Annotated in this window: 15 protein-coding genes and 1 pseudogene; 8 read left to right on the forward strand and 8 right to left on the reverse strand. The window is 64.5% G+C overall.

All coding sequences use genetic code 11. From position 1 onward, the window contains the following. Positions 1-192 precede the first annotated feature (192 nt). The 5 genes from CXY83_RS02065 to CXY83_RS02085 all read left to right on the forward strand — a co-directional run bounded on the left by CXY83_RS02065 (position 193) and on the right by CXY83_RS02085 (position 8,838). Positions 193-2,355 carry a prolyl oligopeptidase family serine peptidase gene (locus tag CXY83_RS02065; RefSeq protein ID WP_104195759.1) on the forward strand — a complete coding sequence of 721 codons (2,163 nt, stop codon included), beginning with the start codon at positions 193-195 and terminating at the stop codon, positions 2,353-2,355. 59 nt (positions 2,356-2,414) lie between these two features. Further along, a complete protein-coding gene (locus CXY83_RS02070) occupies positions 2,415-3,962 on the forward strand; it encodes a DUF3375 family protein (RefSeq protein WP_158251808.1) in 1,548 nt (515 codons plus the stop codon). Next, positions 3,955-4,638 (forward strand): DUF4194 domain-containing protein, encoded by a 684-nt coding sequence (locus CXY83_RS02075; RefSeq protein ID WP_104195761.1) that lies wholly within the window; start codon positions 3,955-3,957, stop codon positions 4,636-4,638. The genes CXY83_RS02070 and CXY83_RS02075 overlap by 8 nt, the downstream gene beginning before the upstream one ends. Next, positions 4,635-8,006, forward strand: coding sequence for an ATP-binding protein (locus CXY83_RS02080; protein WP_104195762.1), 3,372 nt, complete (start codon positions 4,635-4,637; stop codon positions 8,004-8,006). The genes CXY83_RS02075 and CXY83_RS02080 overlap by 4 nt, the downstream gene beginning before the upstream one ends. Before the next feature lie 214 nt (positions 8,007-8,220). Further along, complete coding sequence (locus CXY83_RS02085; protein ID WP_146069824.1) at positions 8,221-8,838, forward strand: hypothetical protein; 618 nt, start codon at positions 8,221-8,223, stop codon at positions 8,836-8,838. Between the two features lie 83 nt (positions 8,839-8,921). On the opposite strand, the gene CXY83_RS02090 is transcribed toward CXY83_RS02085, so the two are convergent. From CXY83_RS02090 to CXY83_RS17785, 3 genes are all read right to left on the reverse strand, one after another. Continuing rightward, on the reverse strand, positions 8,922-9,455 hold the full coding sequence (locus CXY83_RS02090; protein ID WP_104195764.1) for a GNAT family N-acetyltransferase: 534 nt from the start codon (positions 9,453-9,455) through the stop codon (positions 8,922-8,924). Between the two features lie 34 nt (positions 9,456-9,489). Further along, positions 9,490-9,966: a DoxX family membrane protein gene (locus CXY83_RS02095; protein WP_104195765.1), complete on the reverse strand. Its 477-nt coding sequence runs from the start codon at positions 9,964-9,966 to the stop codon at positions 9,490-9,492. Between the two features lie 172 nt (positions 9,967-10,138). Further along, positions 10,139-10,303: a hypothetical protein gene (locus CXY83_RS17785; RefSeq protein ID WP_166786205.1), complete on the reverse strand. Its 165-nt coding sequence runs from the start codon at positions 10,301-10,303 to the stop codon at positions 10,139-10,141. Between the two features lie 158 nt (positions 10,304-10,461). Here CXY83_RS17785 and CXY83_RS02100 point away from each other — a divergent pair, with 158 nt between their 5' ends. Further along, complete coding sequence (locus CXY83_RS02100; protein WP_104195766.1) at positions 10,462-12,753, forward strand: FdhF/YdeP family oxidoreductase; 2,292 nt, start codon at positions 10,462-10,464, stop codon at positions 12,751-12,753. Positions 12,754-12,762: 9 nt separating this feature from the next. Here the strand turns inward: CXY83_RS02100 and CXY83_RS02105 are convergent, their stop codons facing one another. Both CXY83_RS02105 and CXY83_RS02110 read right to left on the reverse strand, forming a co-directional pair. Further along, entirely contained in the window at positions 12,763-13,080 is a 318-nt protein-coding gene (locus tag CXY83_RS02105; protein WP_104195767.1) for a DUF6457 domain-containing protein, read from the reverse strand. 98 nt (positions 13,081-13,178) lie between these two features. Further along, complete coding sequence (locus CXY83_RS02110) at positions 13,179-13,667, reverse strand: DUF427 domain-containing protein (protein WP_104195768.1); 489 nt, start codon at positions 13,665-13,667, stop codon at positions 13,179-13,181. A gap of 397 nt (positions 13,668-14,064) precedes the next feature. On the opposite strand from CXY83_RS02110, the gene CXY83_RS02115 reads away from it, so the two are divergent. Both CXY83_RS02115 and CXY83_RS18510 read left to right on the forward strand, forming a co-directional pair. Further along, positions 14,065-14,898 (forward strand): aldo/keto reductase, encoded by an 834-nt coding sequence (locus tag CXY83_RS02115; RefSeq protein WP_104195769.1) that lies wholly within the window; start codon positions 14,065-14,067, stop codon positions 14,896-14,898. Between the two features lie 43 nt (positions 14,899-14,941). Beyond that, positions 14,942-15,037 (forward strand): annotated as a pseudogene (locus CXY83_RS18510) (ATP-dependent DNA ligase); the annotation flags it as partial. Positions 15,038-15,096: 59 nt separating this feature from the next. Here CXY83_RS18510 and CXY83_RS02125 read toward each other — a convergent pair. From CXY83_RS02125 to CXY83_RS02135, 3 genes are read right to left on the reverse strand one after another with little or no spacing between them, the layout of a single operon-like run. Then, on the reverse strand, positions 15,097-16,098 hold the full coding sequence (locus tag CXY83_RS02125; protein ID WP_104195770.1) for a glutathione S-transferase family protein: 1,002 nt from the start codon (positions 16,096-16,098) through the stop codon (positions 15,097-15,099). 42 nt (positions 16,099-16,140) lie between these two features. Next, positions 16,141-16,455, reverse strand: coding sequence for a hypothetical protein (locus CXY83_RS02130; protein ID WP_134573073.1), 315 nt, complete (start codon positions 16,453-16,455; stop codon positions 16,141-16,143). A gap of 36 nt (positions 16,456-16,491) precedes the next feature. Beyond that, positions 16,492-18,984 carry an ATP-dependent DNA ligase gene (locus tag CXY83_RS02135; RefSeq protein WP_104195772.1) on the reverse strand — a complete coding sequence of 831 codons (2,493 nt, stop codon included), beginning with the start codon at positions 18,982-18,984 and terminating at the stop codon, positions 16,492-16,494. Positions 18,985-19,017: the final 33 nt, after the last annotated feature.

Consider the following 19,017-nt stretch of genomic DNA (forward strand, 5'->3'; position numbering starts at 1 on the left):
GACAATCCGCATGATCAATGGCAAACCCCAAGTACGCGGGCCCATCTTGTGGGACCCCACCCAAACCTGGCGCCCCGCCCACAGCCACCGCGCCAACACCCCCAGCCCCGAACCGTACTGGCGCAACTAAAATGAACCGTGCCACTCATGGTGAGCACGAGACTGTGCATCCGTATCGGCTAGCCTGCAACCATGACATCGGAGTCCCAGAGCACGCCATTTTCCAGCCTCGACGACTACATTGCGTTGCCCCGCGTGGAAGGTCTCACCCTCTCGCCCGACGGGGTGCGCGTCGTGCTGACCGTCGCCACACTCACCCGCGATCGCACGACCTACGAGCGGGCACTCTGGTCGGTTTGCTCCGACGGGACCGGTGTTCCGATCCGCCTGACCCGGTCGGCCAAGGGAGAATCCGGGGCGGCTTTCACCGCCGCGGGCGACGTTTTGTTCGTCTCCAGCCGGCCCGATGCTGCTGCAGAAAAAGACACCGAGGCCGCCCAGCTCTGGCTGCTGCCCGCTGGCGGCGGGGAGGCCCGCGCTATCACCCGCCTTGCCGGGGGAGTATCCGGCATCGCCGCTGTCGCCGCGATCGCCCCCTCACTCGTGATCGCCGCCGACCTGCTGCCGAGCGCCACCGACCTCGAATCGGATGGCGTTGCACGCAAGGAGCGCGCCGACAAGAAGGTCGCGGCCATTCTGCACGAGAGCTACCCCGTGCGTTACTGGGACCACGACCTCGGCCCCGCCGAGCCGCACCTGCTCGCCCTCGACCTCGCCGACCTACAGGACACCGTCACACTTCCCAACAGCGACCGTGCCAGTGACGGCGACAGCGACAGCGACCGTGCCAGCGACAGCGACAGCGACAGCGACAGTGATGCCCCCGCTCCCTACCCGGCCGATCTGCCACGCCCCCGAGACCTCACCCCGACCCCCGGCCGCACCATGGACACCGCCGGCCAGGCCCTGACCCCCGACGGATCAACGCTCATCGTGGCCCGGCGGATAGCCGAGCAGCGCTCCGGCCGGTACGTTCTGGTTTCGATCGACGTTTCGACCGGCATCCAGACCACGCTGTTCAACGAACCGAAGGTTGACTTCGAGTCACCGGCCGTCAGTCTCGACGGACGACTGATCGCCTTCGAGCGGTCCGCCGTCAGTACCCCGCATGGTCCGGCTGACCAGGAAATCTGGGTTGCCGACCTCGACGGCGGCCACCCACGCCGCCTCGCCGCCGAGTGGGACCGCTGGCCGACCAGCCTGGTCTTCGACGCGCCGCACGGCGGCGCTCCGGGTGAATCCAACCCGGCCCTCATCGTCACCGCCGACCACAACGGCCGCGGACCCATCTTCCGGGTACCGCTCGACGGCGGGGCCCCCGAACAGCTCACCACCGATGACTTCACCTACACCAATGTGTGCGTCGATGCCCAGACCGGTGACCTCGTGGCGTTGCGCTCCTCCTGGATCGCACCAGCGCATCCGGTGCGCATCAGCCGTTCCGGCACCATCATCACGCTGGCCACACCGGCCGCGCTGCCCGACGTTCCCGGCACGATCACCGAGATCGAGACCCTCGCCGAAGACGGAACCCGGGTGCGCGCCTGGCTGCTGCTGCCTGACGGAGCCTCGGCGCAGCATCCGGCCCCGCTGTTGCTCTGGATCCACGGCGGCCCGCTGAACAGCTGGAACGCCTGGAGCTGGCGCTGGAGCCCGCTGCTCGCCGTGGCCCGCGGCTACGCGGTACTCCTGCCCGATCCCGCGCTGTCGACCGGATACGGCCTCGAGTTCATCGCGCGCGGCTGGAACGCCTGGGGGGCTAAGCCGTACACCGACCTGCTCGCGATCACCGACGCCGCCGAGGCCCGCCCCGAGATTGATGCGACACTGACCGCGGCGATGGGCGGATCGTTCGGCGGCTACATGGCCAACTGGGTCGCCGGGCACACCGACCGGTTTCGCGCCATCGTCAGCCACGCGAGTCTCTGGTCGCTCGACCAGTTCGCTGGCACGACCGACAACTCCGAGTATTGGCAGAGCATCTTTTCCCCGCAGGGCATGGTCGACAATTCGCCGCACCAGGCCGTGCGCGACATTGTCACGCCCATGCTCGTGATTCACGGCGATCACGACTACCGGGTGCCGATCGGCGAAAGCCTGCGACTGTGGTCGGAGCTCGCCGAACACCACGCCACTGCCGACGGCAGTACCCAGCACAAGTTCCTCTTCTTTCCCGATGAGAACCACTGGGTGTTGAAACCGCAACACGCTGTTCTCTGGTATCAGACCGTGTTCGCCTTTCTCGACCAGCACGTGCACGGCGCCGACTGGAAGAGGCCGCGCCTGCTCGGCTGAGCGGGTCAGGGGCAACCCACCCAGTCGGTTAAAGTGGAGAGCTGGAGAGGAACCAGCTGTTGAGTGATATTGCGAGCGAATTGGCGCGGGTACGCGAAGCCTTCGACAAACCCACTCTGCGCCTGCTCGACCGCAAATGGGCGCCGTTCGTGCTCGCGGTGTTCAAGAGCTCGTTCAGCCGGGACCGCCGCAGCGTGGCGTGCGAGCTGCTGCATGCCCAAGTGGATGCCTACCTCGCCGACCTCCGCAGCACCGGTGTCGACGCCCCCGAGAAGACCGGCCGTGCCCTGTGCGTGCAGTGGATGAACGACCTCTGGCTGTACCGCGAAGTGCGCGATCTGGGCGGCGGAAATGGCGGCGGAAATGGTGGTGGCAGCGATGACGAGAATGTGGAGCACTACTCACTCACCAGCCACGCCCTTGAAGCCCTGCTTCTCGTGGACGGCCTCGCGCGCGATCGGGCGTTGATCAGCGAGTCCAGGCTCTCGACGATCGTCGACACCGTGCGCCACCGGGCCACGGAGGCCAACCCCGATCGCGAAGAGCGGGTTCGCCGTCTCGAGCAGCAGATCGATGAACTGACCAGCGAGCGTGATCGTCTCGCTCGCGGCGGCGCTGTCGAAGCGGCCTCGAACGAGCAGATGCATGAGGGTTACGCAAACCTCATCGACCTCATCCAGCAACTTCCGAGCGACTTCAAACGGGTCGAGGAATCGGTCGCGGCCATGCACCGGCAGATCGTCAACGACTTTCGCGGCGAGGAACGACCCATCAGCGAGGTTCTCGACGACTATCTGGCCAAAACGGATGCCCTCATGTCGTCGACGGCTGAGGGGCGCGCCTTCGAGGGGGCGTTCACCCTGCTGCGCAACGACACGCTCATGCAGGGGCTCAAGGCCGATCTGGAGTCGATCCTGCTGCACCCATTCGCCCTCGAACTGAGCCTGAACGAACGTCGCAGCTTCATGAGCACGGTGACGCTGCTGCGCAAGGGCATCGATGACGTTCTGACCCAGCGCACCGGGCTCTCGACCACCCTGCGCGAGCACATCGTCAATCACGACGTGGTGAAAGACCGCGAGCTCGAGCTCGTGCTGCGCGGCGTCAACCGCGAACTCGCCGTCTGGATGCAGACCGCCGGCCCGCGCTCCACTGTCACCACCGAACTCATGCCCGGCACTCTCGAGGTGGAACACCTGCGCGAACGGTTCTACGATCCGGTTGCCCACCTTGGGCCGCCCGCGCTGGCCGATGTGTCTGACGCTGCGCCTGCAGCACCGAGCCTGGGCGACCTGCGCCTGCAGGGCGGGCCACTGCTCGAAGACCTGCGCGACGCCCTCGTGGCTGCTGTTGCGGCGGGGGAGGCGGCATCCGTTGGCAGCGCGTTCAACAGCTTCGGCGTGAGCCTGCGCCGCCCGGTTGAAATTCTCGGCCTGCTCCAACTGGCCGCGCAGCTGGGCACGTCGGCCGGCCCGGTAAGCCTGGAGAGTTTCGAAGCGATACGACCGGATGGCTCGGTGCGGGTCTTCGACGTGCCGCGACGCATCTTGACCGACGACGACACGGCGGCCCTGGCCGCCCAGAATTTGGGTTCCCAGCATGATTGACGACTTTTCGGCTGAGGGCACCGCCATCGACAGCGACCCCCAGACCCTGTCCCTGTTCGAGGGCGACGAGGGCGGGCTGAGCGTAGAGCAGCGTCGTACCCTCGTGCTGCTGTTGAAACACCGCTATATCTCGGCAGCCCTGCAGCCCGCCGAATGGCAGACCCTGCTGAAGTCGCAGAGCCTGCTCAAGTCCCGCCTCAACGACGTCTTCCTCGACCTGCATGTCGACCACCACTACGAGGTCGCCTTCAAACGGCAGGCCCTCGCGGAAGGCGGCGAGCGGTTTCCCACCCTGCTGCACGACGTGGCCTACACCCGCGAGGAGACAATTCTGCTCGTGCTGCTGCGCCAACGCTTTCGCAGTGAACGGGCCAACGGCCAGGAGATCGTACTCGTCGACCGGGACAACCTGGTCGAGAACGTTGCGCACTTTCGCCCGGAACACGCCACCGACCTTTCCGGTGATGCCCGAAAGGCCGCTGCCGCGGTCGATAGTCTCGCCAAGGCGAGGGTGCTGCTGAAGACCAGCGACCCAGACCGGTTTCGCATCTCGGCCGTGATCGAAGTGCTGTTGTCGGTGGAACGCCTCGGCGAACTGCTCGACTGGCTGCGTCAGGAAAACCGTACTGACGACACCGAACCGCTCGCCGCCTCGCCCCTGGAGCCAATCGCATGACCGATTCCCCGCTGTTCTACATCGATGGCGCCACCGAGGGCACTACCCAGTGGCGGGCCGAATCCATGCAACTGGTCAACTGGGGCGGATTTCACGGTCACCACACGATCGACTTCAGTGCCGCGGCCACGCTCGTCTCCGGTGCCTCAGGCACCGGCAAGAGCAGCCTGCTCGATGCCTACCTGGCGCTGATGATGCCCTCGGACACCCCGTTCAACGGTGCCTCGAACGATGCCGGCTCGGGCCGTGCCCGCAGCCACGACCAGCGCAACCTGATGACCTACCTGCGCGGCAAGACCGACGCCAACCGGGAAGCGGCAACCGGCGAGCTGACCGACCAGGTGCTGCGCGGCGCGCACGAGGCTACCTGGGGCGCCATCGCCCTGACCTTCATCGACGACAACGAGCGCCGGTTCACCGTGCTGCGGGTCTACTTCGTACCGCGTGGCGCCCATAAATTCGCCGACGTCGCCATGAAAATGGCCACGACCGACGGATGCCTTGACCTGCGCGACCTCGCCTCCTGCGCCGAGAACCGGTTCGACAAGCGCGCCCTCAAGGCCCGCTTCGAGGGCCTCGACGTATTCGATACCTACGCGGCGTTCGCCCAAACCCTGTACACCCGGCTCGGTATCGGCGCCAACGGCGAGGGCGGCAAGGCCCTGCGCCTGCTCGCCCGCATCCAGGCCGGCCAGCAGGTGAAAACAGTCGACGGACTCTACAAGTCGATGGTGCTCGAAGAGCCTGCGACCTTCGCTGCCGCCGACAAAGCCGTCGACCACTTCGAAGACCTGGAACGTTCCTACGGTGCCATGGTCACCGAAGCGCAGAAGGCCCAGGTGCTCGAACGCCTGCCCGAACTGCAGCAGGCTTACCAGGTCGCAACCGCCAAGGCCGAACTGGTCGACACCTTCGGGGTGCACCGAGCTGGGGACACCCCGTTTGTGCTGTGGCAGCTGCTCACCGAGCACACCCTGCTCGAGAATGCCGCCGACACCAACCGGGCAGCCCGCCGCGACAACCAGACCGCCCTCGTAGAGGCGCGCGACGCCGAGACCGCGCTGAAAATTCGGGTCGTCGACGTGCAACAGCAGGAGCGCGACAACGGCGGCGATGTGCTCGAACGGCTGCAAACCGAGCTCGTGCACCTCAGCGACCAACGCGACACTGTGGCTCGGGAGCACGAGAGTTTCAGCCAAAGGGTGCACATTCTGGCGGCATCGATCGATTCCGCTGCTAGCTTCGCCGCCGCCCAGCAGGAGGCCAACCGCTTCACCGCCGAATTCGCCGCCGCCGAGGCTGCCCTGGAGGCGACGCGCGCGGCACTGCAGCGTGAGGCGTACCCCGTGGAGGAGGGCATCCGCTCCCTCAAAAAAGAGCGCGTATTTCTGACCGGGCGCGAAAGCCTGGTGCCACAGCCCCTGCACCAGGCCCGGTTGCTGATCGCCGAAGCGTCGGGAATTCCGGCCCAGGAACTCCCGTTCGTGGCCGAACTCATCGACATCACCGCAGGTGAGGAACAGTGGCGGCAGGCCGCCGAGGTGACCCTGTCGTCGGTCGTTCGGGTTCTGCTCGTCGACGAGACTCGCCTCGCACACCTGAGCGCGGCGATCGACCCACTGCAGCTGCCTCTGCGCATCCACTTCGAGGGCGTGGCGCTGAAGCAGCACCAGGCCGTGACCGGCGACGCCCGCTATGTGTCTGGCAAGCTCGACCTGAAGGACTCGCCGTTCAGCAGCTGGGTGCAGGCGCGCCTTCGGTCGTCGAGCCTCGACGCGCTCTGCGTGGCCAACCCGTCCGAGCTGGTTGGTGAGGGTGCACGGGTGACGCCGAGCGGACAGACGCGCAACGGTTCCCGCGGCGCCCATGGCTGGAACACCGGCCAGAAGTCGATCATCGGTTTTTCCAGCCGGGCCCGGCTCGATGACATTGCTGGAGAGCTGGCCGCGCAGGGGCTGGCCGCTGACGCGATCGCGGGGCGGGCATCCGCTGTTACCGAGCAACTCGGTGCACTGCGCGACCGACAGGCCGCTCACCAGTACATTCTCGACACCGACTGGCTGACCATTGACGTCGCGGCAGCAGCCGAACGCATCCAGGGCAAGAAATCGGAACAAGAGCGGATGCTGGCCAGCAGCGATATTCTGCGCGCTCTGAGTAACGAAGGGGCACGGCTCGCCCTCGAGCTGGATGCTGCCCAGAAACTCAAGCACAGCACCGAGCAGGCCGGGGCGGTGCTCAATGACGAGCAGGGCAGCATCGTCGACGCACAGGACGCGGTGAATGATCGACTCGAACAGATCGAACACAGCGACACGCTGACCCTGTCGCCGGAACATTCTCTGCACCTTGATGAGCAGTTCGCGCGCGTCACCGACCAGAACGACCTCGCCACTTTCCCCGGCGGCCTGAAACGTCTGCGTGAGCGACTGATCAATCAGTCGGCGCAGGATCGTGACGGTGCCGCGCGCGACCGTGCCACCATGATCGGCATCTTCGAGACGTACCAGGCTCGCTGGCCCGACCCGAATATCGGTGTCGCGCTCGAATCGGTCACGAGTTACACCGATATTCTCGACGCCATCCGCACCCTCGGTCTTTCCGAGCGTCGCCAAGAATGGAAACGCCGGCTCTCCGCGTGGAGCGGGCAGGACCTCGTGCCGCTCACCGGTGCGTTCAACACGGCCATCGAAGAGATCGAAGACCGGTTGCGGCCAATCAATGAGATCCTCGCGACCCTGCCGTTCGGCGCAACCCGCGACCGCTTACAGATTTCGCTGCGACGACTGCACCGAGACGACGCGACCGCGTTCCGCAAGGAGCTCAAAGCGCTCTCCTCCGGTGCGACGGAACAATTCACCGACGATCAAACCGAGGATCGGTTCACCCGGCTGCAGCAGTTCATGGCTGTGATTCGACGTTCTGACGGCACCACTACCTCCCAGCGCGATGTGCTGCTCGATGTACGCCAGCACGTTGAGATCACGGCTGTTCGCGTGACGCAGGACGGTGCCCGCGTCAGCACCTACTCGTCCCTCGGCGGAAAGAGCGGTGGCGAGTCGCAGGAGCTTGTGGCCTTCGTGGTCGGCGCAGCCCTGCGTTTTCAGCTCGGCGATGAAAGCCGCACCCGGCCGCGCTTCGCGCCGGTGTTTCTCGACGAGGGTTTCGTCAAATCCGACGCTGAGTTCGCCGGCCGAGCCGTCGCCGCGTGGAAGGGCCTCGGCTTTCAACTCATCGTCGGAGCTCCGCTTGACAAGGTCACCGCCCTCGAACCATCCATGCAACTCGTGCTGTCGATCACCAAGAACACGGCCACCGGTTACTCCTACATCACTCCCTTGGCATCCCCGGAGGTACTGGTGGCCTAAGCGCCGGCCGCGTAGTGCGGGCGGTGCTGCGTGCGAAAACGCACGCGCCGTCGTCCAAGCGGCGTTCGACGATCAGGTGCCTCGTTGTTCGGCTATCCCCGCACGCTGTCGGGCCGCACTGGCTTGGGCGTAGCATGTCTGCATGCCGGTCCGAGATTCTTCTCAATGACCTGGGCTGCACTGACCGACCAGTACCTTGGACTGGAGTAGAAACGTGACCAGAATACGGCGACTCCATCGCAATCCCAGCTTCCGAAACCCCACATTCTTCTCGACCTGGTTGCTGTGGAGCGTGGGATTTCTCGCGTTCCCGATCGCGGGTTTCGCCGGCACGGCAGTCGGGGGGCGCGTCAGTAACCCCGTGTCGGCCCTTATCGGTGGCGCGGTCTGTGGGGTCGTCATCGGCTTCGGCCAGGTGCTGGTCAGTCGGCGTCGTCTCAATCCGCTGAACTGGGTTCCGCTGACCGGGATTGGTTTGGGTTTGGGTCTGCTTCTGGGCTCGACGGTGGTCGACTATCGCACGACGCTGCCGGAGTTGGCCCTGATGGGAGCGATCACCGGGATCGTGCTCGGTGCCGCGCAGGCCATGGGGTTACCGCCGCGCACGCGCCGACGCTGGCTCTGGGCCCTGGGCATGGCCACACTGTGGGCACTCGGATGGACCGTGACGACATTGGCCGGGGTCAACGTCGAGGCACAGTTCACGAATTTCGGCGCCATCGGAGCGGTAACCGTCACGGCGCTGTCCGGACTCCTCCTACATTTCCTGCTGCCGTTTCAGCCCCCGTCGGGCATGTGGTTGCGCTCACGCCCCACCAGTACCGCGCCCTGATGCGGAAAGCGGCCTGCCATTCGTCACAACCCACACGGGGCGCGATCACCGGCTGATGTTCGCGCCTCGAAAAGGCGGGATGTTCAGCCGTGCTGCAGAACTTTTTCGAGCACCTCGAGACGTAGGTCGTCGCGCCGGGGTACTCCAAAGCGTGTGTCGAAGTCAAAGGGCTTCTGCACGCCCGTTCGGCGGTAACCTCGCCGCTCGTAGAACGCGATGAGGGAGTCTCGCACATCGATGACCGTCATCGTCATCACAGTTGAATCCCATTCCGAGACAGCCAGGCGTTCAGCTTCGGCCAGGATACGTTTGCCGTCGCCCTGGCTCTGGCCGGTCGGGCGCACGGCGAACATACCGAAATAGGCCGTATCGCCCACATCCTTCGCGATATGCGCGCACCCCACCAGATCGCCTTCGCGTTCACCGAGAAGAACGACGCTGTCAGCACGCCTGAGATCTCCACGGAGTACGTCGGCGTCGAGGCGCTGCCCGTCGATGAGGTCGGCCTCACAGGTCCAGCCCTGCCGGCTCGCATCGCCCCGATAGGCGCTTGTCACCAAGACCAGTAAGGCCGAAACATCATCGGTCGTGGCGCGACGAAAGGTTAGCGGGTCCATTTGGCCCACACTATCGATGGCGGGCATACTCCCGCTATCGGTGTGACAGAGGCCGGGCCGCAACCCGGCTGCGCCGGGCTCGCCACGTTCGCCATGCATCGGTAGCCCAGAGCGCCCACAGCACGAGCAGTGGCTGAAAGGCGAGGCGGATGCCTCGCGACAGATCTGAATTCAGTCCGAATGAGTCAGTTGCCGTGACGAACTGTGAAATGTTGCCGGGAAAGATTGCCACGAAGAACGCTGCGACGACCCAGCCGACGGGTACCCGCCACCGGTGCAGCGTAAGCAATGCGGTTCCCAGTATTATTTCGGCTATTCCGGAGAGTACGACGACCAGGTCGGCGTCCAACGGAACCCACGCCGGAACCTGAGCCTGGAATGCCTCCCGGTTGAACGTGAGGTGGCTGATTCCAGCCAAAAGCAGCGCGGCACCGAGGGCCAGCCGGCCGAGCAGCCGTGGCAGCGAACGGCGCGAGCGCGATGCGGCACCGCCAATTTCCGGAAAAGTCATGTGCCTTGAGTGTAAGTGTTCGGTCGAGCGTTTGACCAGGACGCTCCCAATCATGGTGCGCACATCGAATCGGGGGTGAGGCGACCGAGTTACTCGGCGTGTCTGTGAACCCCCGGCCCCGGAACAAGTCGAGGTTTCGGCTGCGGCGCCCGGGCCGGCCTGGGCTCCGCGGCTACCGGCCGAGCAGGCGTGCGAAGAAGCCGCCGGTGGATTTCTCCTGCACATGGCCCTCGCACCGCTGGGCGCGTGGAACACCCTTCATGACCTGGTCGACGTGCTGGCCGCACCCGGCCCAGGTGGTCTTCTGACAGGTCTTGCAGGTGACGGCTCTGCACATGATGGGTGCCTTTCGTTCGGGATTACCTCCATGCTATACCCATGGGGGTATAAATGGCATAATCACGGCACTACCGGATGCTTCCAACCCCATGGGTGTATCGTGCCAGCGTCGACCGTATGGGCGGCGAAGCGATAACGCAACGAGAGCGGTGCAGCATGAGCAGTGAACCCCCGATCAACGACGTCACCGACATCGACATCGAGGTCACCCACGCCAAATCCTGGGCCGCCGGCGTACCGGGCGTGCTGCATTCCATGCAGCCGGCGATCACGCAGATGGGCGCTGCGCGGGGAATGCGCGCCCTGCTGGCGATGAACCAGAAAGACGGATTCGACTGCATGAGCTGCGCCTGGCCCGACCCCGGGCACCGCAAGGCCTTTGAGTTCTGCGAGAACGGCGCCAAAGCTGTCACCTGGGAGGCCACCCCGATCACCATCCCGACAACTTTCTGGGCCGAGCATTCCTTGCCCGACCTGTACGAGAAGAGCGAATACTGGCTCGGCATGCAGGGTCGGCTGGTCGAACCCGTCTACAAGCCAGCCGGCAGTGATCACTACCGCCCGGTCAGCTGGCCCGAGGCGTTTCGCATGATCGCCGCTAAGCTCAACGGTCTTGACTCGCCTGACCAAGCCGCCTTCTACACGAGTGGCCGCGCCTCCAACGAGGCCGCATTCGCCTACCAGCTGTTCGCGCGCGCGTACGGCACCAACAACCTGCCGGACTGCTCCAATATGTGTCATGAATCCACTGGCTGGGCTATGGGCATGACCGTCGGTATTGGCAAGAGCACGGTCAGCTACGACGACTTTGCGAAATCCGACCTCATCATCATCATCGGCCAAAACCCCGGTACCAACCATCCGCGTATGCTCACCGCGCTCGAAGAAGCTAAAGATGCTGGCGCGCAGATCGTTGCGATCAACCCGCTGCCCGAGGCCGGTCTGCGCCGCTACAAGAACCCGCAGCGGGTGCGTGGAGTGATTGGCCATGGCACCGAGATAGCAGACCAGTTTCTGCAAATTCGCCTCGGTGGCGATATGGCGTTGCTGCAGGCCGTCTCGAAGCGGGTGCTCGACGCCGAGGACGCCGCCCCTGGAACCGTCCTCGATCAGGCTTTCCTTGACAAACACTGCCACGGGCTGACCGAGCTGCGGCAACATCTCTCCCAGCTTGACGAGCAAATGGTGTTGGCCGCGACCGGCTTGCGGGCCGCACAAATCGACGAATTGGCCCAACGCTACCTGGCCGCTGATCGGGTGATCATTACCTGGGCGATGGGGGTGACGCAACAGAAAAAAGGCGTAGATACCATCAAGGAAATCATCAACCTGCTGCTGTTGCGCGGCAACATCGGCAAGCCCGGTGCCGGTGCCTCACCGATTCGCGGCCATAGCAACGTGCAGGGCGACCGCACCATGGGTATCTGGGAGCAGATGCCGCCGGCTTTCCTCAACGCCCTGCAAGCAGAGTTCGGCTTCAACCCGCCACGCGGGCACGGCGTTGATGCCGTCTACGGAGTGCGTGCGATGCGCGACGGAAAGTTGAAGGTGTGGGTAGGGCTTGGCGGCAACTTCGTTGCCGCCATGTCCGACACCGGCATTGCCGAGGCCGCCATGCAACGCACCGAAATGAGCGTGCAGATCTCCACGAAACTGAACCGCTCGCATGCTGTAACCGGAGAGGAGGCGCTGATACTACCGACCCTGGGGCGCACCGAAATCGACGAGCAGGCCGGCGGGGTGCAGTTTGTCTCCGTGGAGGACACGGTTTGCGCGGTGCATCCGTCGTGGGGAAAGCTCAAGCCGGTCGCACCAAACCTGCTCTCGGAGGTCGCGATTATTTCGCGACTGGCTAGCGCTGTGCTCGCCGACTCGGTCGCGGTCGACTGGGCTGGATTCGAGGCCGACTACGACCGTATCCGTGATCACATCGCCCACGTGGTCGAGGGATTTGAGAACTATAACGAACGCATCCGGCAGGAGGGCGGATTCATGTTGCCGAACGGGCCCCGGGACTCGCGCACCTTCAACACCCCGATCGGCAAGGCCATGCTGACCACGAACACCCTGGAGTATCTTGAAGTACCGCCCGGGCGTCTGGTGCTGCAGACGCTGCGCAGTCACGACCAGTTCAACACCACCATCTACGGCCTCGATGACCGCTATCGCGGTATCAAGAAGGGTCGTCATGTTGTCTTCATCAACAAGAAAGATCTGCTCACCCTAGGTTTCGTCGATGGCGATCTGGTCGACGTGCACAGTGAGTTCAGTGACAACGTCGACCGGGTGTTACGCGGCTATCGGCTGGTTGCATACCCGACACCACGCGGTTGCGCCGCCGCCTACTATCCGGAGGCGAACGTGCTCGTGCCGCTCGATAGTGTCGCCGACGGCAGCAACACACCGGTGTCGAAGGCTGTCATCATTCGACTGGAGCGTGCTGCGTGACTCCTGACGCTACTGCGCGGTGTTCACCCAGCCGGTGGCGTCGGGGTGTTCCTTCTCGGGCTGCTGGCAGACGGCGGTGACCACATCCACAGCCCGGGCCACGGCTGTGCTTGAGGGCATCGCCGGGTTGGCTGCGGCGAGACCGGCGGCATAGCCGACCATGAACGTTGTGATCGGGGCGGCCATCGGATTCACCGCGTGGGCGGCTTCATCGGCAACGGTGAGAACGAGGTCGTTGTCTATCTCGAGGTCCACAATCTGCAGTGCTTGACTGAGGCGACGGGTCCACTGCTTGAGAATCTCTTCGTCTACGGCGTTGTGGGTCACAGCAACTCCTTCAGTTTCGAGTACGTCGGATGCCTAGCTTGTCCGAGGCTACCCCAAGCTGAGAAATTCCGTGCGATGAACTTGTGTCGAACCGTGGGCTACCAGCCCATGGTGCCCGCCGCGCCCTTGAACGGCCCGACGATTTTTTCGGTTATCCAGCCGCCGTAAAAGTCGCCGTCTTGTGCGCGCACCGCTTCACCGTCGACCGTGCACTGGTCCATCGCCCCCGGATAAACAGCGACGCGGTCGGTTAGAGACTCGAAACCCGCATTTGGTGTGGGATAAAACCAGGCGGACCGGGCGCGGGAGCCGACCGAGAGATATCCGGCAGCGCCCTTGAACTCGCAATAAGAATGACCGGCATCCGGTTGAAGCACGCCCGGCGTGAAGGCACCCCGCGGCAGGTAATACACCGGTGGATGGCTGGTCTCGAGCACCCGCACGACATCTCTCGTGTCGGCGATGATCACACCGTCGAGTTCGATGGTGAGGTGTTCCCCGGTATGTTCGACGCGGGGTGGGCGTGGGTAGTCCCAGACGGATTCCTGGCCGGGGCGGATGGGGTCGCGTTGCACTCGCTCAATCATGATCCGATGCTAGAACGGCAACCTGCGAAGAACGCTGCCGGGCGAATGCCCGTTCCAGCCGGCGGATTTGCGCTCCCGGACCGGGCGGGCGAACGCGCACCAGTTCGATGCGTTGTAGCTGACCGTCGACGAGGTGTCCCGCGTGATTCACGACGGCAGCGTGTGCCCGTGCACCAATACTGTGTGCGGGCTGGGAGTGTGACCGGCCATTAGGCGTGCGGAATATCTCCGTCGGTAGGCTGGTTTTGATGAACGTGCACGCCGTTAGGCACGTTCACCGTGACACGGCTGACGTCCCTGATGTGACCGAGCAAGCTTTCCCTGTGTAACACCAGCGGCAAAGTGATCGGCGAGACAGATAGCGGCGCACTCAAATATCGAACGAGGAGATACATCCATGACCGTAGTCCCCACCGTCAACCTCAATAACGGCACAACGATTCCGCAGCTCGGATTCGGCACCTTCCAGGTCACGCCGGAGACGACCAAGGCGGCGACTCTTGCCGCTCTTGCGGCCGGCTACCGACACATTGACACGGCCGAGATGTACGGCAATGAAAAAGAGGTTGGTGAAGCCGTCGCTGAGTCGGGGCTGAACCGGTCCGAGATCTACGTCACGAGCAAGCTCAACAACGGGTTCCATGACCGTGCCGACGCGCTGGCCGCCTTCGATCGAACCATGGACGCCCTCGGCTTCGATTACCTTGACCTGTTCCTCATCCACTGGCCGCTCCCGGCTGTCGGAGACTTCGTCGAGACTTGGAAGGCAATGGAGGAAATGCAGCTCTCGGGTCGCGTGCGCACCATTGGAGTGAGCAACTTTCAGCGAGAGCACCTGCAGCGTCTGTTCGACGAGACCGAAACCGTGCCGGCCGTCAACCAGATCGAGGTCCACCCGTACCTCACGCAGGATGCGCTGCGGGCGTTCAACACCGAGCACGGCATCGCAACCGAGGCTTGGTCGCCGCTCGCGCAGGGCGCAGTTCTCTCCGACTCGGTGATTACAGGGATCGCCGACCGTCTCGGTAAGTCTGCCGCTCAGGTCACCCTGCGCTGGCACCTGCAGCGGGGTGACATCGTCTTCCCGAAGTCGGTTACCCGCAGCCGAGTCGACGAGAACTTCGCCCTGTTCGACTTCGTCCTCACCGAAGCGGATATCGCCGCGATCACTGCCCTGAACCGCGATGAGCGCACGGGCCCGAACCCTGACGAGTTCAACTACATCCCGTAGTCCCTGGTTCAGGACAGCTGAAGGCTGACGCTGCCAACTAGGAATCACCACACTCGACCTCGCCCACCACGTCATCGTGGTGGGCGAGGCGTTCGTGCGGGCCAACGGTGACCGTGCGCTGTCACTGCAACGGTTCAGCGCGCACCAGGGCCGGGCGCGCAATCCAAACGAGCCAGGGCGCTACGGTCCGACGATCATTCAGCGCACGATTCGTTCAGCGGCCAGTGGCGCCTCGGGCGGCGTGCCGGCGCCGAACGGACGGCCGCCGAGATCAGCGCGAGAATGCGGAGCCAGCCAGGCAGCAGCATCCGGTCCCTTCGGCACGATGCCACTGGGATTGATATCGACGTGGGTCACGTAGTAGTGCCTTTTGATCTGCTCGAAATCGATCGTGTCCCCAAAACCGGGCGTCTGAAACAGGTCGCGGGCGTAGGCCCACAGCACGGGCATCTCGCTGAGCTTGTTGCGATTGCATTTGAAATGCCCGTGATACACCGCGTCGAAGCGGGCGAGGGTGGTAAACAAGCGGATGTCCGCCTCGGTGATCGTGTCGCCCACAAGATACCGCTGCCCCGCCAGGCGTTGTTCGAGCCAATCCAGCCGGGCGAAGAGGGCGTCGTAAGCCCGCTCGTACGATTCTTGGCTGCCAGCGAAGCCGCACTTGTAGACACCGTTGTTCACGTCGTGAAAGATCAGGTTGGCAACCTCGTCGATTTCGGCCCGTGACGCTTCCGGGTAGAGGTCAGGGGCGCCGGCCCGGTGGTGGTCTGTCCATTCGAGCTCGAAATCAAGGGTGATCTGGGGATAGTTATTGGTGACGACCTTTCCGCTTGGCACATCGACGATCGCCGGGACGGTGATGCCGCGCGGGTAGTCGGCAAAACGGGTGAAGAACGCCTGCTGCAAACGTTCGATGCCGAGTACCGGGTCGACCCCACCCGGGTCGAGGTCGAAGGTCCAGCTGTTTTTGTCGTGGGTGGGGCCGGGCAGGCCGAGAGAAATGACGCCTTCGAGGCCCAGAAGGCGGCGCACGATCGTAGTGCGGTTCGCCCACGGGCAGGCACGGGCCGCAACGAGTCGGTAGCGGCCCGGTTCAACCGGCCAGCCGTCGCGGCCATCCCGGGTGATGCGGTCCTGGATGTAATTGGTGTCGCGGTTGAAGTCCAGGCCGGGCTTGATGTAGCTGGGGTTGAGGCTCATGCATCCACGCTACGCGACTGGCGTCGAACTGGCCGGGCCAATTTAGACTTCCCCGCGCAACTCCGCCGTGATCTCGGCGTCGGTGCGCGCATCGATGATGCCCCACATCATGTGGGTGGGACCGCTGCCGTCGCTCGGCTCGACCCGTGGTCGGCTGGCCCAGCCGTGCGCGACGGAAGCGGCGCCGAGTTGCGCAAGCGAGGCGCTGACAAGCACCTTGCGAATCTTGCCAGCCAACACGCTGCCATCGGGTGCCTGACGCCAGCCGCGCTTGTGGGCGAGTACCCGACCGATTTCTTCGTCGGTCAGCCAGCGCGAAAAACTACGGGTGGGCGGGTCGATGGCGATCAGCTTCATGCCCATACTGTACCCGCCCGTATCTCCCGGCCCGCACTAGTCGATCGTGATGTCGCCGGGGGTTTTATCGGGACGCCACCCCCGCCAGGATGGCTGGCGCAGACGGCCGGTCACGGTCCACTCGGCGAATTCCACCTCAGCGACGAGCGTGGGGCGCACCCAGACCGCGCCTTGGGCATCCGTTGGCGCAATGTCACTGAACGGAGTGGTCTTCTGAACGAGTCCGGTTAGTCGGGAACGGATGTCGGTCAGGTCGCGTTCCCCGAACCCCGTGCCGACCCGGCCCACGAAGCGCAGCCCGGTGTCGGTCGGTACCCCGAGCAGCAGCGAGCCGATCGCGCCGGACCGGTTGCCGCGGCCGGGTCGCCAGCCGCCCACCACCACTTCCTGGTTGCGATAATGTTTGATCTTCACCCAGTCGTGGGACCGGCGACCCATCGCGTAGCGCCCGTCGAGCCGTTTGGCCATGACCCCCTCCAGCCCCAGTCGTCGGCTGGTGTGGAATGCCTCGGAAAAGTCACCCTCAAACCGCGGCGGCACCTGGGTTGAGCCGGTTGCCGTGACCGCGGACTCGAGCCGGTCGCGTCTCGCTCTGTAGGTCAGGTCGGTGAGTGGGTGCCCGTTCTCTTCGAGCAGATCAAACAGCAGGAACTGCACGGGCGCTGTCGCGGTCGCCGACGCGATTTCCCGAGCCTCGGTAAGTTTCATCCGCGTCTGCAGGAGGCCGAAATCGGGCCGTCCGCGTTTATTGACGGCCACGATCTCGCCGTCAAGCACCGCGGAATCCGTTTCTGACCGTGCTGCTACCGCAGCAAGGAGGTCGGCCACGAGATCTGGATACGACGCGGTCACATCATGCCCGTTGCGGGTGACCAGGCGAACAGCCTGATCTCGCAGCGACACGTAGGCGAGGGCCCGCATTCCATCCCACTTCATTTCGAAGGCCCACCCCTCGTCGCCGAGGTCGGCTTCGGAACCAGCAGCGGCGAGCATGGGAGAGTAGGCGTTCTTCGGTGGTGCGGGCGTCGGGGTAGCCGCGGCGCTACTGTGCGGCCGGGCATTCGTGCGCGAGCCGCCCGAGGCCGAAATGTTCGGTTTCATGCGGTGAATCAGCCAGTTGTTCGTTGTTTTGCTGCTGTAGCTCTCGCTCGTGCGAATAAGGGCAAACCGGGCGGTGCCGCCGAGCCCGGCGTCTGGTTCGCCGTGCAGGGTCACGATGACCTCGTCATCGCGCCACTTTTCGAGTTCGTACTCGCCGTGGTCCCAGATCGACACGTCGCCGGCGCCGTATTCTCCGACCGGAATATTTCCCTCGAAGCCGCCGTATTCGAGGGGATGATCCTCGACGTGGACCGCGAGCCGGTTCTGTGCGGGGGTTACCGGCACGCCGCGGGGCAACGCCCACGACACGAGTACCCCGTCGTGTTCGAGCCGAAAGTCCCAGTGCAGGCTGCGGGCGTGGTGTTCCTGAATAACGAACGACGAGCCAGCGGATGCCGCAACTGACAAGACCGGAACCGGTTCGGGTGTCTTCGCGGCGTCCCGCTTGCCGCGGTACGCCGTCAGCCGGTCCGGCGTGACGAGCGCCGGGGCCGAGCCTTTGCTCGCTGCGCCGGCGTCACTCACCGAGTGTTCGAAAGACCCGGCTGTGAGCTGCGCGAGCGGATCTTCCCGTCGTTTCAGGCGCGCAAGTACCTGCTTGTAGTCGAGCTGCTCGAGGTCGGCCGAGGCGAGCTCCTTCCAGGTACGCGGGGCTGCGACCATGGGGTGACTGAGCCCTCGCAGCGAGTACGGCGTGATGGTGGTCTTCGCGGCGTTGTTCTGGCTCCAGTCCACCAGGACTTTGCCAGGTCGGAGGCTTTTCTTCATGTCGCTGACCACGAGGTCACGGTGGTCGGCCGCAAGGGCGCGCGCCAATTCATGCGCCACCGCCGAGACCTGGTCAGAGCTGTATGACAGGTCGAGCGCCGCATAGAGGTGGATGCCCTTGCTTCCGCTGGTCACCGGCATCGGTTCCAGCCCCATATCGTGCAAAATCGCGCGGGCCAGCCGCGCAACCTCGGCGCACTCGAGCAGTCCAACCCCCGGCCCCGGGTCGAGGTCGAGCACGAGCCGGTCGGGATTGCGCGGGGTACCGGTGCGGCCGAACTGCCACTGTGGCACGTGGATTTCGAGGGTGCTCATCTGCCCGAGCCAGGTAAGGGTGGCGAGGTCGTTCACCAGTGGATAGGTGTTCACATGGTCTTTGTGCAGGATCTGGTACCGTTTCACCCAGCTCGGCGTCGATGGGTCCAGATTCTTCTGAAAAAACATCGCGCCGGGGCTTTCGATCGTGCCGATGCCATGCACCCAGCGCTTGCGGGTGGCCGGGCGGTTCGCGGCATGACCGATGAGCACATCGGCGCTCGCCGCGTAATAGGCCAGGACGTCGGCCTTTGTGGTTCCGGTCTTCGGGTATAAGACCTTGTCGAGATGGGTGAGCGTGATGCGGTGTCCCTCGATGGAGACCACCTGGCTGCTGGCGTTCATGCGTCAACTGTGCCGCGGAAACTCTGGGTCTAC

The sequence above is a fragment of the Cryobacterium sp. M15 genome (assembly GCF_002929675.1).
Taxonomy (GTDB): domain Bacteria; phylum Actinomycetota; class Actinomycetes; order Actinomycetales; family Microbacteriaceae; genus Cryobacterium; species Cryobacterium lyxosi.